19 protein-coding genes, 3 pseudogenes and 1 riboswitch are annotated in these 24,031 nt (G+C 59.9%); of the genes and pseudogenes, 11 read left to right on the forward strand and 11 right to left on the reverse strand.

The genetic code is table 11. The features are described 5' to 3' along the window. The coding region (locus tag EN991_RS01720; RefSeq protein WP_164768825.1) for a glutamate synthase subunit beta at positions 1-1,252 on the forward strand (1,252 nt) is incomplete at its 5' end. A gap of 69 nt (positions 1,253-1,321) precedes the next feature. On the opposite strand, the pseudogene EN991_RS40640 reads toward EN991_RS01720, so the two are convergent. The 3 genes and pseudogenes from EN991_RS40640 to EN991_RS40645 form a co-directional block, all read right to left on the reverse strand. Next, positions 1,322-1,516 (reverse strand): annotated as a pseudogene (locus tag EN991_RS40640) (DUF459 domain-containing protein); the annotation flags it as partial. A 1,181-nt stretch (positions 1,517-2,697) separates the two neighbouring features. Next, positions 2,698-3,006: a helix-turn-helix domain-containing protein gene (locus tag EN991_RS41750; RefSeq protein ID WP_236473435.1), complete on the reverse strand. Its 309-nt coding sequence runs from the start codon at positions 3,004-3,006 to the stop codon at positions 2,698-2,700. Between the two features lie 62 nt (positions 3,007-3,068). Continuing rightward, positions 3,069-3,368, reverse strand: a complete 300-nt coding sequence (locus EN991_RS40645; protein WP_224571022.1) for a hypothetical protein — start codon at positions 3,366-3,368, stop codon at positions 3,069-3,071. 3 nt (positions 3,369-3,371) lie between these two features. Here EN991_RS40645 and EN991_RS40650 point away from each other — a divergent pair, with 3 nt between their 5' ends. The 3 genes and pseudogenes from EN991_RS40650 (at position 3,372) to EN991_RS01745 (ending at position 6,005) form a co-directional block, all read left to right on the forward strand. Further along, positions 3,372-3,614, forward strand: a complete 243-nt coding sequence (locus tag EN991_RS40650) for a hypothetical protein (protein ID WP_224571023.1) — start codon at positions 3,372-3,374, stop codon at positions 3,612-3,614. Positions 3,615-4,667: 1,053 nt separating this feature from the next. Beyond that, a pseudogene (locus EN991_RS01740) lies at positions 4,668-4,889 on the forward strand (insulinase family protein); the annotation flags it as partial. Positions 4,890-4,946: 57 nt separating this feature from the next. Further along, the gene (locus EN991_RS01745) at positions 4,947-6,005 is read left to right on the forward strand and encodes a class I SAM-dependent methyltransferase (RefSeq protein ID WP_024504268.1); all 1,059 of its coding nucleotides are present in this window, start codon (positions 4,947-4,949) and stop codon (positions 6,003-6,005) included. A gap of 421 nt (positions 6,006-6,426) precedes the next feature. Here the strand turns inward: EN991_RS01745 and EN991_RS01750 are convergent. From EN991_RS01750 to EN991_RS01765, 4 genes and pseudogenes are all read right to left on the reverse strand, one after another. After that, a pseudogene (locus tag EN991_RS01750) lies at positions 6,427-7,771 on the reverse strand (IS5 family transposase). A 400-nt stretch (positions 7,772-8,171) separates the two neighbouring features. After that, positions 8,172-9,227: a hypothetical protein gene (locus tag EN991_RS01755; RefSeq protein ID WP_063169411.1), complete on the reverse strand. Its 1,056-nt coding sequence runs from the start codon at positions 9,225-9,227 to the stop codon at positions 8,172-8,174. Continuing rightward, a complete protein-coding gene (locus EN991_RS01760; RefSeq protein WP_063169412.1) occupies positions 9,224-11,290 on the reverse strand; it encodes a hypothetical protein in 2,067 nt (688 codons plus the stop codon). The genes EN991_RS01755 and EN991_RS01760 overlap by 4 nt, the downstream gene beginning before the upstream one ends. 2 nt (positions 11,291-11,292) lie before the next feature. Next, positions 11,293-12,630 carry a metallophosphoesterase gene (locus EN991_RS01765; RefSeq protein ID WP_063169413.1) on the reverse strand — a complete coding sequence of 446 codons (1,338 nt, stop codon included), beginning with the start codon at positions 12,628-12,630 and terminating at the stop codon, positions 11,293-11,295. 491 nt (positions 12,631-13,121) lie between these two features. Between EN991_RS01765 and EN991_RS01770 the strand changes: the two genes are divergently transcribed. The 7 genes from EN991_RS01770 to EN991_RS01805 all read left to right on the forward strand — a co-directional run bounded on the left by EN991_RS01770 (position 13,122) and on the right by EN991_RS01805 (position 19,105). Beyond that, positions 13,122-13,385 carry a hypothetical protein gene (locus EN991_RS01770; RefSeq protein ID WP_082826710.1) on the forward strand — a complete coding sequence of 88 codons (264 nt, stop codon included), beginning with the start codon at positions 13,122-13,124 and terminating at the stop codon, positions 13,383-13,385. 317 nt (positions 13,386-13,702) lie between these two features. After that, a riboswitch (TPP riboswitch) is annotated at positions 13,703-13,819 on the forward strand. A 103-nt stretch (positions 13,820-13,922) separates the two neighbouring features. Beyond that, positions 13,923-15,758, forward strand: a complete 1,836-nt coding sequence (thiC, locus tag EN991_RS01780) for a phosphomethylpyrimidine synthase ThiC (protein ID WP_063169414.1) — start codon at positions 13,923-13,925, stop codon at positions 15,756-15,758. Then, entirely contained in the window at positions 15,755-16,756 is a 1,002-nt protein-coding gene (gene thiO / locus EN991_RS01785; RefSeq protein ID WP_063169415.1) for a glycine oxidase ThiO, read from the forward strand. Before thiC ends, thiO begins: the two co-directional genes overlap by 4 nt. After that, positions 16,725-16,922, forward strand: a complete 198-nt coding sequence (gene thiS, locus EN991_RS01790; RefSeq protein WP_024504260.1) for a sulfur carrier protein ThiS — start codon at positions 16,725-16,727, stop codon at positions 16,920-16,922. The genes thiO and thiS overlap by 32 nt, the downstream gene beginning before the upstream one ends. Position 16,923: 1 nt before the next feature. Further along, positions 16,924-17,697 (forward strand): thiazole synthase, encoded by a 774-nt coding sequence (locus tag EN991_RS01795; RefSeq protein ID WP_024504259.1) that lies wholly within the window; start codon positions 16,924-16,926, stop codon positions 17,695-17,697. Continuing rightward, the gene (locus tag EN991_RS01800) at positions 17,694-18,299 is read left to right on the forward strand and encodes a thiamine phosphate synthase (RefSeq protein WP_063169416.1); all 606 of its coding nucleotides are present in this window, start codon (positions 17,694-17,696) and stop codon (positions 18,297-18,299) included. Before EN991_RS01795 ends, EN991_RS01800 begins: the two co-directional genes overlap by 4 nt. After that, complete coding sequence (locus EN991_RS01805; RefSeq protein ID WP_063169417.1) at positions 18,290-19,105, forward strand: hydroxymethylpyrimidine/phosphomethylpyrimidine kinase; 816 nt, start codon at positions 18,290-18,292, stop codon at positions 19,103-19,105. Before EN991_RS01800 ends, EN991_RS01805 begins: the two co-directional genes overlap by 10 nt. A gap of 905 nt (positions 19,106-20,010) precedes the next feature. Here EN991_RS01805 and EN991_RS01810 read toward each other — a convergent pair. From EN991_RS01810 to EN991_RS39715, 4 genes are all read right to left on the reverse strand, one after another. Next, positions 20,011-20,577, reverse strand: coding sequence for a hypothetical protein (locus EN991_RS01810; protein ID WP_063169418.1), 567 nt, complete (start codon positions 20,575-20,577; stop codon positions 20,011-20,013). 24 nt (positions 20,578-20,601) lie between these two features. Then, positions 20,602-22,575 carry a DUF3732 domain-containing protein gene (locus tag EN991_RS01815; protein WP_063169419.1) on the reverse strand — a complete coding sequence of 658 codons (1,974 nt, stop codon included), beginning with the start codon at positions 22,573-22,575 and terminating at the stop codon, positions 20,602-20,604. After that, complete coding sequence (locus tag EN991_RS01820) at positions 22,576-23,088, reverse strand: three component ABC system middle component (protein WP_063169420.1); 513 nt, start codon at positions 23,086-23,088, stop codon at positions 22,576-22,578. Then, a partial coding sequence (locus EN991_RS39715) for an ABC-three component system protein (protein WP_164768826.1) occupies positions 23,085-24,031 on the reverse strand: 947 nt, incomplete at its 5' end. The genes EN991_RS39715 and EN991_RS01820, both read right to left, overlap by 4 nt.

The following is a 24,031-nucleotide window of genomic DNA, read 5'->3' on the forward strand; positions in this document are numbered from 1 at the left end:
CTGGAACGACCTCGTCTACAATGGCGACTGGGACAACGCGATCCGCAACCTGCATTCGACCAACAATTTCCCGGAGTTCACCGGCCGCATCTGCCCCGCGCCCTGCGAGGAAGCCTGCACGCTGAACCTCGAGGACATTCCCGTCGCCATCAAGACGGTCGAGCAGGCGATCGCCGACAAGGCCTATGAAACCGGCCATATCAGGCCCTATCCGCCGGAGAAGAAGACCGGCAAGCGGGTCGCCGTCATCGGCTCCGGCCCGGCCGGCATGGCGGCTGCCCAGCAGCTTGGCCGCGCCGGTCACGACGTCCATGTCTACGAGCGCGAAAGCCGGCCCGGCGGGCTGATGCGCTACGGTATTCCCGACTTCAAGATCGAGAAGCACTATATCGACCGGCGCATCGAGCAGATGCAGGGCGAGGGCGTGACCTTCCATTGCGGCGTCAATGTCGGGGTCGACAAGCCGGTCGCCGAACTGCTCGCCGAACATGATGCCGTGCTCTATTGCGGCGGTTCCGAAACGCCGCGCGCGGCCGGTATTCCCGGCGACGATCTCGGCGGCGTGCATGACGCGATGCCCTATCTGGTGCAGCAGAACAGGCGGGTCGGCGGCGAACCGATCCAGTCGGTGGCGTGGCCGTCGCATCCCATCATCGCCGGCGGCCAGCATGTCGTCGTCGTCGGCGGCGGCGACACTGCCTCCGACTGCGTCGGCACCGCCTTCCGCCAGGGCGCGGTGCGCGTCACCCAGCTCGACATCCGGCCGCAGCCGCCGGAAAAGGAAGACAAGCTGTCGGTCTGGCCATACTGGGCGACCAAGATGCGCACGTCATCCTCGCAGGCCGAAGGCGCCGAGCGCGAATTCCAGGTGGCGACGCTTGAATTCATCGGCGAAAACGGCCAGCTGACCGGGGTCAAATGCTGCGAAGTCGACGAAAAGCGCAAGCCGATCGCCGGCACCGAATTCGTCATCCGCGCCGATCTCGCGTTCATCGCCATCGGCTTTGCCGGGCCAGCCGCTCGCGGGCCGGTGTCGGAACTGGCCGGCCAGATGAAGATCGCCATTGACAGCCGCCGCTCGAAGAATGTCGAGGCCAATGACCGGGACTACAGGACCAGCGTCGAAAAGCTCTATGCGGCGGGCGACGTGCGGCGCGGCCAGTCGCTGGTCGTCTGGGCGATCCGCGAGGGCCGCCAGGCGGCGCGCGCCATCGATGAGGCGCTGATGGGATCGAGCGTGCTGCCGCGCTGAGTCCGTCTCGAGACCCTACTTGTGCGGCCACCTGAAGGCGCTTTCCGCCCTTCCGCTGCCCCGGGCAGCTTACGGACTGATCGCCGTGGTCGTTTCGGTTGTGGCCCCGGCCGCAGGCTGCCGCCTTGGCGGCCAAGAAAAATCGTCGGCGCGGCCGGGCGCAGCAGCGGGCGCCTTGCCCTCGACGACGAATTTTTCACCGGGCCCGTCCGGCTTGGCCGGCGCTGCGGCACCGAGAAGTTCCGAACCGCCGTCGAGTGCCGGTGATTGCGAGTCGGCGTCGGTAGCCGGGTCGGCGGCCTCAGTCTTTTCCTTCGAGGGTGGACTACGTTACTGGCCAGTACCGGCAACGCATCGAAGGAACTTTACAATCATAAAGGTACGTCACTGGTCTCGCGGCTCACCTATGACGATCTAGACGCGCATTCGAGTCCACAATCCGACTGGCATTTTCGTAAAGGCCTCCTCGGTGCGGGCGGCATCAGGGAGGATTTTCTCATGACGAGGACTTCTTACGGAAATGGGGGGCTACTCAAACACATTCAGTGATCAGCGCGGGGGCGGCGTCAGCTATTTCACCGCCGATCTTGGATATAATTTCTTGAACTCACCGCGCTACCGCATCGGTGCTTTTGTTGGCAACAATTTCTGGCACGAGAGCTACGATGCTTTCGGTTGCACGCAGCAGGCGACCAACTGGGGAACCTGTGTGCCAACCGTCCCACCTACGTCAACCTCTCAGCCAGGACAACGATTGGCATTCGCTGCGACTCGGCTTGGCCGGGCAGACGCAACTCACCGAGCGACTCAGCCTTTCTGGTGACGTGGCGTTCCTCTTCACGCGGCTCGACGGCAAAGAGCAGCACCACATGCGCCCAAGATCAAGCTAATTCCCGAAGACGGCGATGGGCATGGCGTCCAGCTCGAGGCGGTGTTGCGGCCGTGGCGAATAACGGCACCGCTCATTTCGAAGAGGCAATGGGCGGTCGTGGTTCCCCGCAGGCCGACGATTGGAAGGCAAAGCGCTACGGCGTTTTCGTGCAGGCTAGCATCAAGTTCAACTGAGAGAGCAAGAACCGAGGAGAGCGGCGATGCCACTCCAGCTCATTACGATCATTGGATCAACAGAAGGAAGTTTTCCGAAGAGTTTTGCAAGCGTGCGCAAAGTCGCCAGACAAAGTTCTCTCGGTCCATAGTGTACGTGCCGTCACGCCCGTTCTCGACATGGTTGAATGATACGTCCCGCGCGATCGATCAAAGTCGTTTTTCATTGGTTTTCCGGAAATCGCGGGGAGCACAGCGTGCTGTGACCCTCGCCTGCTGGTTTTCTGTCAACGCGCAGATGAGGGAGAATGAGCGTACAGCAAAAATCATCAGTGCTGTCGCTTTCGCCAAAGCCCGCCGCAGCTAAACGGGGTCCCACGCCCGGTAGCGCCCCCTGCCGGTCACCTCACGGATGCCGAGTTCGGCACCAGCCCGAGCGCAGCGCGCTGGCTAATTTTCAGCTCGGCCGCGACCAGACCTGCCGACACCAGCGGCCGCGCCAGCACCAGCTCGATCAGCGCCGGCAGGCTCGAGTTTTTGCGCCGGTTCCTGAGCCGGCGCTCCATCTGGCTTTTGGCCAGCGCCTGGATGATTGCAAGGCTGAAACAGTCGATGGAACGCCCCTCCAGCGAAGCCGAACCGGACGAGGCGCGCGCGCCAGGTCCTTCGGCTGCCATCGGCACGCTGGGTTTAAGTGCTTGGGGTGACACGGCGTGATCTCCGCCGTTGGCGGGAACAGGGCAGTGCAATAGTACTGCCCTGTTCCTTTTGATCAGAGGCCAGTGCGGATTTCTTCGGCAAGCGCCCTCAACGTCGTCTCGACGTCATCGCCGTTTACCATCTTCTGCATCGCCACGGCCCATGCGTTCATGGCTTCGCCGAAGCCGACACGCGGTGTGAAAGCCAGCGCGGCTTGGTCCTGTATCTTTTTGAAGCTGTCAACGAAGTTGTTGAACTCGGGCTGCGAAGCGTACTTAGTCCAGGTGTCGTCTGCCAGGTCGACGTGCGCGGCGGATTGACGAGCTGGCCAGCAAGGGCACCCTTGAGCGCCACCTGCTTGGAGGTGGCCCACGGGATGAACAGCCAGGCCGTGCCCTTCTTTTCGGAAGCCGCGTTCATGGCGAGAGCCCAGATCCAGATGTCAGACTCCAAGCTCGTGGCGCTCGGTGCGTGCAGCGGCGGAGCGAAGGCGATCTTGCCGGATGCCGGCTTCCCCGCAACATCGTTCCAGAAGCCGAACATATTTGAGTCGATCGTCATCGCGCTGCGGCCGGACGCGAAGGAAGGAGCCGCGCACTTCTTGATCATGTCCACGTAATGTAGTCGTATCCAGCATCGGTAAGCTTCCAATCGCTCAGGTATTTGTCCAGCGGCTCCAGGGCGCCACTCGGAGCGAGGTCCTACGCGGGCTGAATGCCAGTGCCGAACACATCCCATGCTGGCGACTTCGTCGTCAGTTGGATCGTCATCTTGTTCCAGTAAGAATCGTCTGGGTAGAGTTCCGGCGTGACCTTGATGCCGGGTCAGCTTCTCGAACTCCGGAAATTGCGCAGCGAGAGCATCCGCATAGGGGTGGATGTCGTAGGCCCAAGTTATGCTGGTCCCTTCGAATTGACGCCAGTTCACGGTGTCGGCAGCGGCCGAATTAGTGAGCGATGCCGAGACGGCAAAAAACGCCAAGTCAAAAGCAAGCTGTTTGCGAAGCGACGCGCACCTGTAACGAGTACGGGGAATGAGCGACCCATGTAATCCTCCCTGGGGCATTTTGCCAATTTTTGGGTCCACTCCTCCATCCCGAGTTCGCTCATAGCCACAATAAGCGGTTTCCAACGAGCTCGCTCTGAATGCACCAGGCCAACTGGGTAAAAACGGGTAACCGGCACTAAAAGGCGTTGTAGTATCGCCACCAGAAATACTGCTCCGTGGTGCTGGCCTTTGCCTGGGGGCGCAACACGGCAACTACCCGCTCAAAACGGTTGGTCCTCTACCTCTTATTCACCGTCGCTTTCCTCGCGGCCTAACCCGGCCGGAATATCCGTTGCCAGAAAAAGGCCTCGCGGCCGGTTCGAGGCTCATCCCTCCTCCGAAGCAGCACGCTCAAGTATCGTCACAAGCCCCGAGCGCTTCGCGTTCGGCGATGTCCAAATTCCGACAATGTCGGATACAGTCAGATCTACTGGATTGCGTTTGAATGGTTTTCTCATTTGGCACAGTACATGCGGGTCATCCGCAAAACACGTGACCGACCAACAAGAGTTCGCATGATCACCTTACCACAACATACAGCCGCCGCGGAACAATCACTTGGCCCCTGATCGCCCACCCCGGCACCACAACCGGAGTCATCGATGTTCTGACAGGCTGCCCAAGGATACCTGCTGCAACAGGGCTTGCCCTGGTGACGACCACTCCGGCTCCGCCGGTTACCGACGAGGGCAAAGTGACGGATTTCCTGCTTTTCAACGGCATGGAGGTGGCTGTCATTCCCGACCACCGCGCCGGTCGTCACCCATATGGTCTGGTGCAGGATCGGCAGCGCGGAATGAGCCGCCGGGGATATCTGCATGTCTTCGAGCATCTGATGCTCAAGGCGCCTCATGACGAGCACGGCTCCGTCGCCTGGAGAGATTGAACCCAAAGGGAGATTCAGATGTCTGAAGCGAATCAGGAAAAGTTGGACGCATTCTTGGGGAAAATGGTCGGCGATCTCGGTGCGATCGCAACGGGCGCGGGAGTCCTGCTGGGGGACAGACTCGGCCTGTTCAAGGCATTGCGCGAAGGCGGCAAGATGACGGCCGCCGAACTTTCGACACGCACCGGCACCCAGGAACGCCTCGTAAGGGAATGGCTTTCCGGGCAGGCGGCGGCGGGTTACGTCGACTACGATGAAGCGAGCGACAAATTCTATCTCAACGCCGAGCAAGAGCTGGTGTTCGCTGATGAAGACAGCCCGGCCTTCATGGCAGGCGCATTCGAGTTCCTGTCCGCGCTGTGGCTCGATGAAGAAAAGGTGAGGCAGGCATTCCAGTCCGGCAAGGGCGTCGGGTGGCACGATCATAGCGCGTGTCTGTTTCGCGGTACGGAACGGTTCTTCCGTCCAGGCTACAATGCCAATCTGATCGACTCCTGGCTGCCGGCCTTGGAGGGCGTCGTCGAGAAGCTCGAACGCGGCGTGGACGTCGCGGATGTTGGATGCGGTCATGGTGCATCGACCGTGCTCATGGCACAGGCCTTCCCCAATTCGCGCTTCGTCGGCTTCGACTATCATGCCCCTTCGATTGAGCGCGCCCGCAAGGCGGCCGAGGTAGCCGGCGTCGGCGTTAACACGCGGTTCGACGTGGCGGCCGCCAAGAGCTATCCCGGAACCTATGACCTCGTCACATTCTTCGATTGCCTTCACGACATGGGCGACCCGACGGGCGCCGCCACCCATGTCCACGGATCGCTCAAGCCGGACGGCACGTGGATGATCGTCGAGCCGTTCGCGCATGATCATCTGGCGGCGAACCTCAATCCCGTCGGCCGCGTTTACTATGCCGCTTCCACTTTCGTGTGCACGCCCGCATCCGTGTCGCAGGAAGTCGGGCTCGCGCTTGGAGCCCAGGCCGGTGAGGCGAGGCTGCGCAAGGTTGTGACCGGCGGCGGCTTCAAGCGATTGCGTCGCGCCGCGGAGACACCGTTCAACATGGTGCTGGAGGCCCGCCCTTAGCGTGGCCGTCGCCAGAAATTGCAGCTCATCGCATTTGATGAAGATCACCGCCAAAAATCCGGACGCATCGGGCACATTTTCAAGGCGTCTGGGTTCACGCAGAGGTCGCTGCCGAGTTGTGTGCCAAGAGTCCCATACGTTGCGGCTCAGAAAGGACCCCACGCACGGCGACGAACATGCCCATAGCGATGGCCGCTATAATCACATATGTCCACCATGGCGCGTTCACAAAGCTGGTAAGCCACGTCGCACCGAACGCGCTTACGACAAAAACGAGAGCCTCGATAAAAAGACTGAGCCTGTACACATTCAGTCGTCTCATCCTCATACCACCCATCCAAAGACTGAGCTTGTTGCGCTACTGCGACAGAGCCTAACATATTGGAGAGTGCTCACTAGTCGACCGTGAACAATCCGAGCCCTAAGCGGCGACCGGCTTCGGCCGGATTTGAAGCAGGGCAATCAAGAGCGACAAAAACCCCTTCAGCCACCTGAGCAGGAGGGAGAAGTTGTAGCCGGCGGCGGCCAGGATGGCGTTGAGGGTGTCGCCCTGCTGGCCGGCGAGGTAGTTGCGGCCCATTCTGTGTTCGCTCTTGATGTGGCCGATGACGGGCTCGACCGCCGACCGCCGTCGCATCTGGCGCTTGATGGCTGGGGTGACGCGGCGTTTCTGGCCCGCGGTGAAGACCCTGAGCTTGTGGCTCTGCGGTGCGTTGTGGCCGCGATAGCCGGCGTCGGCGAGGATGCGGCCGATCTCGTTGCCGATGGTCTTTTCCATGTCGGGGATGACGCTTGCCAGCGTGTGGCCGTCATAGGGATTGCCGGGCAGTGCTTTTGCATGCAGGGCGAACTGGCCGCCCCTGGAGCGCTTCAGCGTGGTGGCCACCGACACCTTCACCCCGAACTCGTAGGGCGCATGCGCCTTGCCCTTGCCGATGCATTCCACCTCGTGTGCGTGCAGGCTGTAGATCTTGCGGCCGCGCTGGCGCTGGCGTTGCTCGAGAACGGTGGCGGCCTGGTAGAGCGGCCATTTGAACAGCGTCCAGCCCCTGATCGCCGGCGATCTGGCGACCAATGTCGCGAATGGTCCGGCCGAGATAGGTCTTGAGCTTGCGTAGCGCCTTGTTGGCCCGCTTGAACTGCTTGGCGTGGGCATAGCGCTGGTGGCTGATCAGCGCCAGCTTGCCGACCCGCACATAACTCTGGCGCAAATGGAGACCCGTCCTCTTGGCCAGCCGCACCAGCCGTTCGCGTGCCCGATGGATGAGCTTGGCGTCGGTCGGGAACATGACGTTCTTCGGCTGCACGGTGGTGTCGACGATCACCTGGCGCGTGTCGGCCGGTTTCATCGCCCCGGTCTTGACCGCGAGGCTGAGGCTCTCCTGCAACAGCACCATAATCCGCTCCTCGCCCATACGGCTGCGCCAACGCGTCATCGAGGAGCGGTCGAACGGCAGCGTATGGCAAAAGAACGTCTCGCCGGTGAGATACTGGAAATAAGGGTTCTCCACCCAGCGCTCGCACAGCACCTCATCCGACAGGTTGAAGGTGTGCTTGAGGATCGCCAGCCCCGCCATCAGCCGGGTCGGCAGCGGCGGCATGCCGGGGCCGTCCGAATAGACGGCGCCGAAACGCTCCTCCAGCACCGGCCAGTCGATCGCCTGCGCCAGCCGCACCAGCTCGTGCTTCATGTTGATGATTTGGTCGAGCCGGGAGCGGAACAGGTCCTGCTCTCCCGTCTCGCGCTTCTCGCGTGGCCTGGACATTCGCTGTCCCCTCGATTCGCCGCCGCCGAACCGAGTGAATCACGCTCCGCGCCACAAGGGAATCGCAAAACCGAATTGCAGGAAAACAGCGTCCAAATACCGCTAATCCTGCAATTCCAAAGCCGCTATCCGCCTCAATCAACAGGCCAGATCAATGGCTTGCGGATAGTTCACGGCCGACTCACTATTTCTATGCTGAACAGTCTCGCCTGAGTATATGTTTTAGCTAGTCGCTAATTAGACGGAATTCTGCCAGTCTGCATTCCCCCCTGATCTGATGTAGAGCAGCTTCCAAGTGGGAATTAGCCCCCCATCGACCGGATCGGGCGACACGAACATGCGCTGAAGGCTTGGCGGAACGGCTACTGGGACCATGATGCTACTCGAATGCAAGATAGTGTCAGAACGTCCCGGGAAGGCTGCAGGCAGGGGATGTCAGGTCAATCAGCCTATAGATATGATACCGCCCATTCGCTGAGACTTCACGATGGGCATAGGAGGTGGGAATTCTTGCCTTGAGATGGACGCGGCTGTCGGAGCAGGCGAGCACGGCAGCAGCGATGGCCTGAACCTTCGGGCCGCTGACAAAAACGTTCACCACCGCACGCGAGCCGAACCCGTCGAGATACGTCTCGAAAGCATCGAGGTGGGCCATCAGCCCGAAAGCCTGGATGTCGCGAACTTCGCCATCTTCGAGCCGGTGGGTTTCACGTACCTTGGCCACCTGTTGATCGAGCAAAGCATCGATATGCGCATTCTTGTCGCTTCTTGGGACGAGGAGCGAGATCCGTTCCGGACTGACGATATCGATCAATCCGTAGAATACGTCGGCATCTCCTCCGATCCCCACGAGCAGGACTTTCTCTTCGCCCATTCCTCCGCTGCCTTGAAGATGAGGGACGGTGACGTATCGGTCCAAGCCGCTGGAAAAATCCTCTTTGCCGATCGCGTTCCCGTAGATACCTTCGGCGTACCCGAATTCGAGAGACTGAATCGACATTTTCTTGAATGCCACCGCAATCAGCCATTGGATGTAGATTCGCGGCATCGTCGAGCACTCGACGAAAACCTTCCGCAGGCTTCCTTCGTATGAGCCACATGAAGCGGCCATCTGAGTGAGCAGGTGATCGAGGAGATTGATGTTCTTCTGATACTCGATGGAAGGCTCGAGGGTGATCACAGTCACTTCGACGCCCCATCGGGTACCCATAGCGATGAGCTTTCGCCGGTTTTCTTCGACGGCTGGGACGTTCGCTTCCTTCAGAGCAAAGTCCAGAACCACGATCTTGCCGACCTTCAGGTCAAGATGGTTTTCGAACGCGGCGAAACGCGTTTCCCATCCAAGCGCGACGATCGCGATATCTGCCTCCATCGTTTCGCAGGTACCTGCATCTCTCGCCTTCTCGGTGACGGCCAGATGGCCGAAGACTCGATACTCGACAGTTGAAGCGGTCATTCGAGATCGCTCTCGAAAAGCGAGTGCTGGAATTCGGTCTTGAGTGCGGGCCGCGCGACGAGCTCCTTAAACACCGAGTCGGCCCAGTCTTCTGGGAGCCGATGCCTGGTAAAAAGCAGGTCGACCATCCGCGCCGCAGGGATTGTGTTGATTTCGTACGGGCCGCGATAGGAGAACCCGAAGTAAGGTGCAAATCGCCGATGCAATCTGATCATCATCTCCTTCGATGCGGGGTCGGCGCGGTCCACCTCAAAGTTGCCGGCGGCGGAGACCTCCCGGATAAACCCATCCCTTTCCGCCCGACGCAGGACCTCGTCCAGTTTTCCGCTGGGTTGCTCCAGTCGGTTCACCAGCGAGCGCATTTCCTTTAGATCAACCCTGAAAATGCCTCTCTCTGTCGTTCCTAGAGCATTTTCTTCGGCAAACTCTGTCTGGAGGCGAGCGGTCAGGTAACCCAACGCCCGCACCATGCGCACGCTCTCTTCTTCGTACGGATGTGAAAGCGCCTGAAGTCCATCAAGCTTCCGTTGAGAGGCGGCGTTCACAGCCTGTCTCTGCTGTTCGAGATGAATCTGTAAATCCGAGTTGATGAATTCCACCAGTTTTCGTGGATCACTGGAACTCGGAACACTGCGGCGGAAGATCTCTCCCATTATATCAAGGAAATCGCGTATACAGACGTCGCTCAATGATGTGATGATCTGGTGCCCTACGTACGGGTAGTCATGCAGACGCAGCATCTGGCACGCTTTCAGAAAAGCCCATCCCTGTTTCCGGGCGATCGACCTCTTCAGATTTGAAGCATCCGCCTTGCTCATGGGCCGGCGCTTAATTTCCGGGTTCATGAGCGCGAGCGCCAGCCCTTCGGCATAAGGGCGCGCTTTTCGATCAAGAAGGAATTGCTGCTGATCCGCCGTCCTCAAATTCACGGAGAGGAATTCACGTGCTGCATCAGCAAGTGCCACAAGCTCTTCTCTGCCCTCGGAATGACCCGATATGATAACCCGCTCGATGATGTCATTGACGGAAAGCCGCCCCAGCCGGTTTTTGAGCGAAAACGCGCTGAGCGCATCGTTGCGCTCGAGATCACTCCGCAGATGGTCAGGAAGCGCATAGTACAGCCGAAGCGACGACACGTTCTCGCACAGCGTGGCGAACTCCCTCGGATCGACTGAATCAAGATTCTCGACGTCCCGGTCAGCATTCGAGAGCGACTGGCCGGGTATGATCGTCCGGATCGTGTCGTAGAGGCCGCCGATGTAGGCGAGGACCCATTTCACGTTGCCGCGCGTCTTTCTCACCAAGGTGTTCAGGAACTGCTGTTGGAGCGGTGTCAGTGCTTCACAGTCGTCAATCAGTATCTTGAAGAAGGGCGCCCTGTCACCGGCGAAAGATGGGCCATTTAAAAGTGGAGTGATCGCGGTCGCGACCTTGTTAATGATCGCGCCAGGGTCTGTTGCTCTGAAGCCGGTCGCTCCGGCATCGGCGGCAAAGAAGAACGCGTTGAAGCATTCGTCGACGTACCGGGTTATCCCACCCCGCAGCTCATCGATGCTGAAGAAGTCGAGACGGGCAGGTTGGGGTATGAAGTGCAGCACTTCGCGATGCAGTGCCAGGGCGACGTCCCTATCTTCGGAGGCCCGGTATTTCAAGTGGCCGTCGCGTCTGAGCTGGCCGATGCTCTCGAGCAGGCGTTCGACTATCTTCAGCTCCAGATAGTGAGAGAAGATTACGAATTGCCGCGGGATCACGGCGGCCGTGTCGAAGCGTATCCGCTCCGGAATGAGGTTCAGAACGGCGTTGTCGATTAGGGGCGAGAATGTCTCATTGAGCTGGAAGAAGACGCCATACCAAGCGAGCTTGCCGACTTGGTCCGAGAGACTTTTGTCTTCAAGAATATGGACTGTGGAAAGCGAGCGAAGAATGCTGGTCTTGCCGCTGCCTCTCGTCCCTGCGACGAAGACCGGCTTGGCGGCGGCAGAAATCAACGCCGACTTCTGACTGAACCACAGTATCGGGCGGCTTTCGTACTCGATCCTGTTGGGGCCGAACGGATTCTCCATCGCTATTCGTCCCTTACCTTAATGCGCCAAGCCGAGTTTGCCTTGGTGAGGCCGTCTATCTCGATGAAGCGCGCCGCTTGGAGCATCAGAAGAGAGTCTTCCAGATCTAGCCCGAGCTCGGCGGAGGCAGCAATCTCAGTGATCTCGTCCCAGAAGAGTAACCCATTCCCGCGCCTGGTGGCATGGTCGCGCAGTCGGCGCAGCAGGTCAAACGTGTCGTTGTTCAGAAAGGCCTTGCCGTTGGACATGGTCGAAATAAAGCAATGTTCGCCTTCCATGACCGTCCCGTCGGCGACATTGGTGCGGTAGGGTATAAGTCGGATGCCGACGAGCTCTCCCTGATCGGTCGTGAAGAAGACGAGCTCATTGAAACCTGACTGTATCTCTGGTGCTGAGATGCAGATCAATTTGCCGTCCGGAAACCTTGGATCGTTGACGATCTCGACCGGATCAGCATGTATGTGTCCATGCAGGTAGACGATAGGCTTGTTGCCCTGCAGCAGCTGAGTTCTGACAAATCCGCTGTTGAGCATCTCCGCGTATGGCGTAATGCGCGGAGTCTTTTGTGGCAGCAGATTGTGATGGCCGATTATGATGCCGTAACGCATGTCGGGCTGCTGGAGCAATTCCTGTAGGCCTGCAAGCATCTCACGCGAGATGTATGGCGTGTCCATCTGACCGTAATACTCGTCGTCGGACGCCTCCTTGTCTGGATCGCTGGGAGGTGTCGCGGGCGAATGTCCCGAGATGTCCGGCGAGCCGAGATCTAGAGGCTCTGTAGAAGGACTGAGTGCCTCGAGACGATCACGAAGGAACGCGGGAAGGTTTTGAAGCTCCCAACTGCCTATCGCTGTGTTGACGAGGATGAAGTTTGCGCCTGCGGATCCTGTCGGAAGTCTGAAGTGCACGGGTTGGTCCACGGGAACGGTCTGCCAACCCAAGCGGGCGGCTAAACTCGCCATTTCGCTGAATTTCTCAGTCGGTCCAAGTTCGCGCGCGTCATCACGGTTCACATCGTGATTTCCCGGTACGAATATCAACGGAAGCGCCTTTGAACTGCGTCCCTGTGCGCGGCAGAGCAACGTGAAATGCTGGAATGCCGAAGCAATGAAGGTCTTGTCGCCACGGCTCGTGAAATCCCCCATGAAGGCGATCGAATCCAAGGGCTTCGAAGTCGTCAGCCGCCGAAGTTTCGTCAAGACGGCACGCAGCGAAGACGCGCGTAGCTTCTGCGTTATTTTCGGAGCGAACTTGCTATCCTTGGCATCGATGTTGCTAGAGGAAGGATGCCAGTCCGGATAGTGAATATCGCCTACTTGAAGGATTCGCACCCGCCGCATAACTCGCCCCCCTGCCGAGAGCCATAGACTAATCCGTTCGCTTTTGCCAAGCGCGAACGATCATCCGCAGTGTCCTTAACGAGGTAGCCTGCACTTTTCGAGAATTGCCACGGCGGCTATTTTTCGGCTGTGAAGCACACGAGACCCGTGACGTGAGACCCAGTTGCTCAATGCCCAGTTGCTCAATGAGCTTTCTTACGAATAAGGGAGAATTTCCGCGGCCGGACTATCTCTGAGCGAGCGTGCATGACTGCCAACGGAAGGTCTTGCACGCACCCTTGCGATCTTGAGCAATGGTCGCCATGACTTTCTTCTTGCAGGCTTTTGAGTGGCCCAGCCTGCGATCACCAGACCCCACCGATTCTAAAGAGCGTGGCAGATGGGATAGTCGAGGTTGCCCGTGCACAGTCACGCTCAGGGCTTGCGCCGCCCAGAGGACACGCTGAAAAGGCAGATTGGGGCGCAAGCACGCCATTCACGAGAGGTTCGACATGAAGACCATGCAAGAAAAAGACATTCCGGCATTCGTACAAGCAGTTGTGGACGCCGGCTGCAAAATTTGCGCGATTGGCAACTTGGGATACGTCTTTGGCGATGCTGATTTCACGCCAGCGCAACGGAGGGCCGTCGAGCCACAGCTGCGTAGGATTGCTGAAATCTACGGCGAACGCGATCATCTCATGAACGAGATAGCTGTATATCTGCGGTCGATCGGACGCCATGTCGAGGTTGAGCCGAAGACAGGTATTTCCTGATGGCCGTGATCGCGAGAAGCCGTCTTCCAACCTCTGAATCCTAAAGGAGGTGACCCCCAAGGCCGTTCGTCACCTTCGACCAGAATAACCACATCCGTGACCGCCTGAGCTACTTGGTCGATACGCGCACATGGCCAATACAGTTTCTCCATCCTTCACGAAGCGAATGAGGCTTTGGCCATTCAGCCCCGGTCTACGGGGCGTGACTTGTCCCCGATGCATGCGCGAGCTCTCCGCCCGGCTGGCCGCCGGTCGTCGCCACCGGCCGAAGGCGCCCGAATGCGCTTGACAAGATAGCGTCAGCCCGTTCAACCTAAGGCATTCACCAGGGGAGTCCCGGCAAGGGGCTGAGATACTGCTGGCTTTCGCGGCGCAGTGACCCGTTGAACCTGATCCAGTTCATACTGGCGTAGGGACGGTGCAAGCGCTTTGCGGGAGTTTACGCCCGAGGTCCTGTTGCAGCAGGTCTACAGAAGCGTCTTTTCATCCTTCCGGCACAGAACTGGGTCTCCAATGCATGAGCAAAGGAGCCTCACGATGAATGCCCTCACCCCCGCCGTATCGACGGGACCACTGCCCGCCTCGCGGAAAATCCACAAGCCCGGCGTCCTCTACCCGCAGATCAGGGTGCCGATGCGCGAGATTTCCGTCCATCCGACGGCCGGCGAACCGCCCGTCACCGTCTACGATCCGTCCGGCCCCTACACCGATCCATCAGTCGAAACCAGCATCGAAAAAGGCCTTGCCCGGCTTCGCCACGAATGGGTCACGGCGCGTGGCGATGTCGAAGCCTATGACGGCCGCCACGTCCGGCCGGAAGACAATGGATTCGCCACCGGCGAGCGCCTGACACCGGAATTTCCGATACGCAATCGGCCGCTCAAGGCCAAGCAGGGCAAGGCGGTGACCCAACTTGCCTATGCGCGCGCCGGCATCATCACGCCAGAAATGGAGTTCGTAGCCATCCGCGAGAATCTCGGCCGCGAGGTGATGCGCGGCAAGCTGCAACGCGACGGCGAAGCCTTCGGCGCGGCGATCCCAGATTTCGTCACACCCGAATTCGTGCGCGACGAGGTGGCGCGCGGGCGCGCAATCATTCCCGCCAACATCAATCATCCCGAGAGCGAGCCGATGATCATCGGTCGCAATTTTCTGGTCAAGATCAACGCCAACATCGGTAACTCGGCTGTCACATCGTCGATGGCCGAAGAGGTCGAAAAAATGGTCTGGGCTATCCGCTGGGGCGCGGACACGGTGATGGACCTGTCGACCGGCCGCAACATCCACAACATCCGCGACTGGATCGTGCGCAATGCGCCGGTGCCGATCGGTACGGTGCCGCTCTATCAGGCGCTGGAAAAGGTCAACGGCATCGCCGAGGATCTGAACTGGGAGGTCTACCGCGACACGCTGATCGAGCAGGCCGAGCAAGGCGTCGACTATTTCACCATCCACGCCGGCGTGCGGCTGCACTACATCCCGCTGACCGTCGACCGGGTCACGGGCATCGTCTCGCGCGGCGGCTCGATCATGGCCAAATGGTGCCTGCACCATCACCGGGAGAGCTTCCTCTACGAGCATTTCGAGGAGATCTGCGACATCGCCAGAGCCTATGACGTCTCCTTCTCGCTCGGCGACGGCCTTCGTCCCGGTTCAATCGCCGATGCGAACGACGCGGCGCAATTCGCCGAACTGGAAACACTTGGAGAACTCACCAAGATTGCCTGGGCAAAGGACTGCCAGGTGATGATCGAAGGCCCGGGCCATGTCCCCATGCACAAGATCAAGCAGAACATGGACAAGCAGCTCGCAGTGTGCGGTGAGGCGCCGTTCTACACGTTGGGGCCGCTGACGACCGACATCGCGCCGGGCTATGACCACATCACCTCAGGGATAGGTGCCGCCATGATAGGCTGGTTCGGCACCGCAATGCTTTGCTACGTCACGCCGAAAGAGCATCTCGGCCTTCCCGACCGCAACGACGTCAAGATTGGCGTGATCACCTACAAGATAGCCGCCCATGCAGCCGATCTGGCGAAGGGCCATCCGGCAGCGAAAACCAGGGATGATGCCCTTTCGCGCGCGCGCTTCGAGTTCCGCTGGGAGGACCAGTTCAACCTGTCGCTCGACCCCGAAACCGCACGGTCCTTCCACGACCAGACCTTGCCCAAGGAGGCGCACAAGCTGGCACATTTTTGTTCGATGTGCGGGCCGAAATTCTGCTCCATGCGCATTTCCCACGACATCCGTGCCGAGGCCCAGAAGGAAGGCATGGCGGCAATGGCGGCAAAATACCGGGAGGGCGGCGATCTCTACATGCAGGCGGACGAGACTGGCGTACCGGTCGTGCCAGAGGCTCCCAAACCATCATGAGGGTGCTCGTCAAAGGGGCCGGCGTTGCCGGCCTCACCGTCGCTTTCGAACTCGCCGCCCGCGGCGCGACGGTCACCGTCGCCGAGATGCGGCATGGCCTTGGTGGCAACGCGTCGTGGTTCGCCGGCGGCATGCTGGCGCCATGGTGCGAGCGCGAAAGCGCGGAGCAGCCGGTGCTGGATCTCGGACGCGATGCTGCCGACTGGTGGGATGCGGTGCTGTCGGGTCAGGTGACACGGGCCGGGACATTGGTCGTGGCCGCGCCGCGTGATGCCGGTGAGCTTGACCGGTTCGCCAGTCGCACGTCAGGGCATCGGCGCGTCGATGAAAACGAAATTGCGCTCCTGGAACCCGACCTCGCCGGCCGCTTCCGGCGTGGATTGCTCTTCCCCGACGAGGCTCACCTCGACCCACGCCCGGCGATGGCGGCACTTCATGACAAGCTTGCGACCATGGGTGTCAAATTCCACTTCGGCTGCGACGCCCGGCCTGTTTCGGGATTCGCCCGTCAGATAGACTGCATGGGAATGGCAGCGGCCGATGACAGGCTGCGCGGTGTTCGCGGCGAAATGCTGATCCTTCGCACGCCTGATGTCTCGCTGTCGCGGCCGGTCCGTTTGCTTCATCCACGCTTTCCGCTTTATGCCGTGCCGCGCACCGATCACCGTTTCATGATCGGAGCGACGATGATTGAAAGCCAGAGCGCCGGACCGGTGACGGCGCGTTCCATGATGGAGCTGCTGGGCGCCGCCCATGCCCTCCATCCGGCCTTTGGTGAGGCCGAGATCGTTGAAACCGGTGTGGGTGTCCGTCCGGCATTTCCCGACAATTTGCCACGCGTCGAAACAGACGGTGAGATCATCGCGATCAACGGTCTTTATCGTCACGGTTTTCTCCTCGCCCCCGCCATGGCGCGCCAGGCTGCCGACCTGGTTTTCAGTCAAGACAGAACCAAGGAGCATGCTCATGAAACTGATGGTCAACGGCGAGGCGCGTGAGATTGCCGCCACCACGCTGGCCGAGTTGCTTGCCGCGCTCGACTATGAGGGCGATTGGCTCGCCACCGCCGTCAACAGCGACCTCGTGCACAAAGCCAACCGCGCGGAGTTCCAGTTGAGCGACGGCGACCGGATCGAAATCCTCTCGCCCATGCAGGGCGGCTAGCATGTTGGAGCTTTATGGAACCGAGCTTTCGTCGCGCCTGCTTCTCGGCACGGCTCAGTATCCTTCGCCGGCCATCCTTGCCGATGCAGTCAAGGCATCGGGCACGTCGGTGGTGACCGTCTCGTTGCGGCGTGAGATGGCGGGCGGTAGGGCCGGCGAACAATTCTGGTCGTTGATCCGCTCGCTGGGCGCCAGAACCCTGCCCAATACCGCCGGCTGCCTCTCCGTCAAGGAAGCCGTCACCACCGCGAAAATGGCGCGCGAGGTCTTCGGCACCAACTGGATCAAGCTCGAAGTGATCGGCAATCACGACACGCTACAGCCGGATGTGTTCGGTCTGGTTGAAGCCGCCCGCATCCTGTGCGAGGACGGCTTTGCGGTATTCCCCTATACCACCGACGATCTCGTTGTCGCCGAGCGGCTGCTGGAAGCGGGCTGCAAGGTCCTGATGCCGTGGTGCGCACCGATCGGTTCCGCCTTGGGACCGGTCAACATGACGGCGCTGCGCTCGATGCGCGGATATTTCCCTGGCGTCCCGCTGATTGTGGATGCGGGGCTCGGACGGCCGTCGCACGCGGCCACCGTCATGGAACTCGGCTTTGACGCCGTGCTCCTGAACACAGCGGTCGCCAAGGCGGCAGATCCGGTCGGCATGGCGCGTGCTTTCGGTAAGGCGGTCGACGCCGGTCGTGAGGCGTTCAGTTCGGGAATGCTCGAACCGCGCGACGTCGCCGTGCCATCGACACCGATGGTCGGCAGGGCCGTTTTTTCATGAAGCTCGATCCCTTCTACCTGATCGTCGACAGCGCCGCCTGGATCGAAAGGTTGGCGCCGCTCGGCGTCAAGCTGATTCAGCTTCGCATCAAAACCATGGATGAAACCGGGCTGCGCGCGGAGATCCGCAAGTCGAAGGCCTGGTGTGTCCAACACAAAAGCCAGCTCATCATCAATGATTATTGGCGCCTGGCAATCGAGGAAGGCTGCGATTTCGTGCATCTGGGCCAGGAGGATTTGCAAACGGCCGACCTCTCGAGGATACGGGCAGCGGGCGTCAGGCTCGGATTGAGCACGCATGATCATGTCGAGCTGGAAACGGCCATGTTTGCCGAGCCCGACTATGTCGCGCTCGGTCCGATCTATCCCACCACTTTGAAGAAAATGAAGTGGGCACCGCAAGGGCTAGAGCGGATCAGCGAGTGGAAGCGGCGGGTGGCGCCGATCCCATTGGTCGCCATCGGCGGCCTCAACCCCGACCGCCTCGACGGCGTCTTTGAGGCCGGCGCCAACAGCGCCGCAGTGGTCACGGACATCACGTTGAGCTTCGACCCCGAAGCGCGCACGCGAGAATGGATCGAAAAGACGGACCGATGGCGATGAGACGAGAACCGCATGTGCTTGTCGTTGGCGGATCAGATTCCAGCGGGGGTGCTGGAATAGCACGCGACATCGAGACGATCTCTGCCGTTGGCGTGCGCACCTGTCTCGCCGTCACAGCGCTAACGGTGCAAACGCACGACGCCGTGATCGAAATCCATCATTCGCCACCCAGCATGGTGGCCAATCAGATGTGTGCCGCGCTACAGGCCAACGACGTAGCCACAATCAAGATCGGCATGCTGGCGACTGCCAAGATCATTGTTGCCGTTGCCGCAGTGCTGCGCAAATTTCCGCAAGTGCCGGCAGTACTCGACCCTGTGCTGGCCTCCACCTCAGGCCGCGCACTTCTGGAAGCAGGCGCTATCGCTGCCATGAAGCGCGATTTGATGCCGCTTTGCTGCATTGTCACGCCCAACCTTCCTGAACTGGCGCTCCTTACTGGTTCCGAACCGGCTTCGGATGAGGACGGTGCGCTCCAACAAGGACAAAGACTGCAGGCCGTCGGCCCTCAGGCCCTGCTGATCAAGGGTGGGCACGCGTCGGGTCCCCGATCGGCCGATATTCTGTTACGCTCCGATCATGAACCCATCCACTTCGACACGCCGCGCCTTGCTATATCGATGCGCGGAACAGGTTGCATGCTGGCCAGCGCGATTGCGGCGCATCTGGCGAAGGCGAAGTCGCTCGAAGATAGCGTGCGCGAAGGCAAGCTGTTTGTGTTCGAGAAGCTTCAGAAATGCCGGCTGAATAATCACAACGTTCTGCGTCCAGCCAAGCAGACCCATTTTCCAGAATTTTTCCAGTAGCGAGACTGGAGGGCTACTGCTTCTCTATGCCATCCTTACAACGCGTTGAGTTCCACTGTGCCGTCCAGAATTATCTGTCGTTGTCCAGAATTAAGCCGGGCTTAGAACTGAAACGAACCCGCCGAAAGGTACGAGCGGCCCTCACTCGATAAGGGTTACCAAACCTATTCCTGTGGGCTACCAATCCGCGTGGTGGGTGGCCTTAGGTTACCAATCAGTGTGGCGTCCGGAATTATCTGCCTCTCTCCGGAATTAAGCCGAGATTAGAAGATCGGTGCGGTATTGCGCCCGGTCAAACCGTGTCGATTTGCGGCGTAGCCGACGTGTCTCACGCTTGGCGGCGTCGCACGCTGGTCCCGATTGTCGCCCGAATATCTGCCTACCGGCGACAGTGAATGCGCCAAGCTAGACCTTCGTCGATAGGGCGGCTCCGGTTTACCAATCCTGTCGTCCTAGGTTGACCAATCCGTTGTCGACCGTGAGCGGGTTTACCAATAAGGGCGGCTATATTCTGCGCAAACCCAATCACCTGATGCCAATCCAGAATTAATCGTCATTAAGGGCATTGGTAAACTCAGTCTGAAACCCCACCCTTAGCCAGAAAACTCTCCTGTTTTCAATCGCATAGCCCGCCCGCCAGCAACCGATAATTCGGGACCGGTAAACCCGTGAAAGGCCCAATAATTCCGGACGTCACACCAGTCTGCCCTTTTATGCGACTTTTCGAGCACAGACCGGGAACATCTGACCGTTTCCATTCATCGCCCAAGGCCGGTTTAGCGCTGGAAAAGCCAAAGTGCGGGAGTAAGAATGGCCGCAACGGGGCCGGAAGCCGTCGGTCAGCTTTCGGGGAGTGATCCCGGTAAGTTCGCAACTCATTCGCTTCTTTTCTGCAGTCCCCGCCATTACGAGTTGGCGGTGTCGGTCGCCGAGGGGATCAACGCCATTACTGCGGCTAGTTCGGCCCTCCGGACGAGGAATGGCATGCGCGTCGTCCCATAGTGCTTGGCAAGATGGAAGCGGTGCATGCCTCCTACGATGTGAACTTGGCCTTGGTACTCGCCGAGCAAAGGCGGTGTGACACCGCGGCCATGCAGCCATCGGTAGGCGATCCCACAGCTCTTGCTCTTGTAACGTTGATGCCAAGGACCCTTGTCCCTGCTGGCGGCGTAGGTAAGCCTGCCGCCAACGTCAGTGACATCAGCGTCGATAAGAATGAAATCCGTCGAAGCGTGGTCGCTGGGATCATCGCCGTCGAACGCGAGATAGAAGTTTGCAGGATCGCAGTCCCATATCGCAGTCAGTGCAACCGGAATGTTCTTTCTTCCTTTGCACCAGATGTCGACCTTGCGTTTCTCCTGAGCGCGGGCGACCTCGAAGGCTTCGTCTAGTTTTCCTTCCGCGACATCCATGGCTGTGATGACGTTCAAGCCAAGGGCCGTCAGACGGTTGATCTCGTCCACGTTCGCCATGCCTTCTCCTCTGGCAGCAGATTATTATCCACCGTTGGAAGATGCGGCGGCAATCCAAGCCTGAGGCACGAGGGCCTGTCCACGCCATTCCTCAATCAACTTGACTCCGGGAAGCTTGCCCCAGACGTCCTCATCTGCATGATCCAGCACGATGATCTGGAGGCGACCTTTCGCGGCCATGACCTCAGCGCCTAGGAGCGCAAAGACCTTCCTGACGGCGACCACGTCCTGATCCCTCCACGCGATGAGGTCGGGGCCCTCGTCGCCCGCCGCCCGCTTAGGAAAATAGACTTGGCTAGGTTGGTCGAAGATCAGCTGACCAGGGACTGGGTGATGAGGTTCGGCCAGGAAGTAGTGCTGCAGCGCAAGCATTAGTGCGACGTGATACGCGAGCCAATTGGCGCCGCTGCCAATCTCCCACAGGTAGTCCTCACGCGTTCCCCTAGTCACCTTGACGGTCAGGTCTTCAATCAACAGCCTAATCGGGGCCTCGGGCCACTCCGCGTCAAGCTGCGGAATCAGCCGATTGGCATGATGGGAGACTTGGTGCAACGCGTTGAATAGCTTGCGCTGGATGTCGGCCTCGGAGATCGTCTTTTGCAGCGTTGCAATATCGGCCTGCAGCGAGGTGAGTTCCTGCCGCAAATCCGACGACTGGTCGGCGCGGTCGTAGACGTGCAACGCCTGCTCCAATCGACCGAGGAAGCGCTCAAGCCTATCGAAGCGATTGGCCTCGTCTCGGGCGACGTCAGAGTCCCGTTCCAGCACCGCTATCTCGCTACGGACATCGTTCAACTCAGATAGGACCGCTTCAGCGGCGCCGCGCTGGCGCAGGATTTCCTTGTCAAGCGTGTTAGACATCGCAGGGTGGGTCCGCAGTCGGATCTCCAGACCGCCGAGGTTGTCGCAAAGGGCCAAGACCTTCTCGCGGCCGCCGTCCCCGAGTGCGACCAACGGATCGGCGAACTCGTCGGCCAAGTCCCTCAGCCACGTGGAAAGGTCCAAGCGGTCACGTTGGATGCGCATGGCGTCGCCGTACGCCTCGCTGCTCTCCACCAGACGGCGCAGTTCGTTCAGGCGCTGACGATGCTCGGTAAGTCGCGCGGCGATTTCAGTTTCCGACGCACGAAGGGTTTCCAGACGCGTCAGCACCACATCGATGCCGGCCAGGCTTGGTCGAGCAAGACTTGAGTTGCTGTTCGACACGCGCCGAAGCAGGTCAACAACGTCACTCCAGTCCTTCGGCACTTCAGTGGAGGAATCGACTAGGCCAAGTTCGACTGCCTGACGCAGCCACGCCTCCGCCTCCGCCCGCCAAGCGCCAGTTGCCGACACGATCGCGCGTAGCTCAGCCTCCTTCCGGCGGAGGTTGCGCTGGAGCCGATCGATCTCAAACCGCGCCTGGAGAATCTTTGCCGTGACCGCGCCCAGAACGTACGGGAAGATGGTCTTTAGCTTCTCCCGGTGTTCCGTCGTATCGGCCTTGAAAAACATCACGTCGGGATTGGCGATCACGTTCTGAGGTTGGAACGTGAAGGCCATGAGGTCGCGGAAGCTTGGCCTTTGCTTGAATCCATTCTCTGTACCTGGTTCGAAGTCGAGGTCAGTCAGTCCTGCCAGGCGGTTCATCGCGCGCTTGACCGTGTCGACATTGGTGGTCTTGTCGGTGATCGTCTCCGGAATTTCGACCTGTGCGCCCTCCAGCAGCACCATGTCGCCTGTGCTCTGTTGGTCCCCCGGTTCGCGTCGCGCCAAGAGCTTTTCGCCCTCCAGCGTCTCGATCAGAATGCCGAACCAGCTGCAGTTCTCGCGGATTACGCCCACCGGAATCGCGCATTTCTCCGAGCCCAGACAGTAATCAACAATAGGGATAACGGCGGACTTCCCGGTCTTCGACGCGCCGCTGATGACGTTGACGACACCGGGCTCGAACTTGACGACCCGCGGCGCTGCACCATTGCGGGGCCAAAGGATCAGTTTTCGAAGCTGGAAATACATCTAGAACTCCACCCGTAACAGGTTGGCCACCTGCGCGGTCCCCAGGTTCGAAAACCAGAAACCCAATTTCTCCGAGGCAGGTCCGAGGTGCTTGACGCGCTCTGGAAGGACGAGCCTCCTCGGTTTCGGTTCTGGTACGTTTGCTCTTAAAGTAGCATCCTTGTAATCCACGGACAGCAGCCGCCCGCTCACACCGACAGCGGCCGATTGCAATGTCAGAGTACGCAGCAGCAGCGCTCGCTCGTGGACGGCGAGGAGTTGTTCCCGTTCCTTCCCGAGCTTGGCCGCGAAGAGCGCCAGTCCAGAGGGTCGGTTTGTCGAAGTCACGATTTCGAGCGTTGCGCGATGCAGGACGATTGGCAGCACGAGAAACGCCAAGGCGAACGGCGCTGGACGTTCGTCCTCAGCCTGGAAACCTTGGCCAAATTGCCACAATGCGAAAGCCCCAAGTCCTGGATTCTGGACAAGGGCGAGGTCGCTGAGCGGTAGGTGCGATCGGCCAGCCTCAATCAAGTCGCTGGCTCCAAAAGAGTCTGGTAGTCGGGATGCCAGCCGAGGCGCAGGCCGTGGGCAAGGGCGTTGAATGATCCGTGGACGAAATGACCGGGGACGACTCGACCATCGAGTGGAGGCTGCAACTGCGCGCAGCGCCTGTAAACTATTCTACCACGAACCGTTGCGGGGTGTCCGGCCTGTATGTCGTGCACCTCTGCACTGACGTGCTCATAGCGACCGACAAGATCATCGTCCCAGTCACTTAGGTTCTTCTCAAAGATTAGCCCGCTTTCGCCCCAGATCGAGATGTCGGCGAGCGTCCTAAGGTAATCGCTAACAGCCCGGACGCACGCTTCGTCTCCCACCTCGATCAGCTCGAGTTGGCGGACGAAGGCGGGACGGTCGGCGATCAATTGTTCGATGGCCTCGACAGGCGGTTGCTTGGTGAAAGACGACAGCAGCCCTGGAAGGTTGTTCTTCTGAACAAATGCTCTTTGCTCGGCCTGAAACGCGTCCACGTCCAAGATGGCGGGCTTGCCAGCTCTAATCAGCCTGTCCGCCGCCTCCTTCGCAGCGCCGATCGCGCGTTCGCACACTAGGTCGATGATGAGCGGAGAGACCGTCGGCTTGAAGATCGCGCGTATCGGATCGACGGGATCTGCATCGACGCTGATAACGGCGAGATTCTTGACCAAGGCGGCGCAATGAGCCGCATCAGCGTTCAGGAAAGCTTGGACGTCGGCGTCGCATGCCGGTGCAGCTTTCAGCTTGCTGTGGGCTTTGGCGAGGTTAGCGACCAGCGCCTCCACGTCGGCATCTGTTTTCGCGTCGTTCAGCGCGATCGCGAAGGCACCCGCCTTCACCGGTGTGACATATAGCCGGAAATGGCTGGTCGCCGGGTCGATCTCTCCCGCCGCCATGAAGCTGAGCCAGTTGGCCAGAGACTTCCACAGGCTGTCTC

It is taken from the genome of Mesorhizobium sp. M7A.F.Ca.US.005.03.2.1 (genome assembly GCF_003997795.1).
GTDB lineage: Bacteria > Pseudomonadota > Alphaproteobacteria > Rhizobiales > Rhizobiaceae > Mesorhizobium > Mesorhizobium ciceri.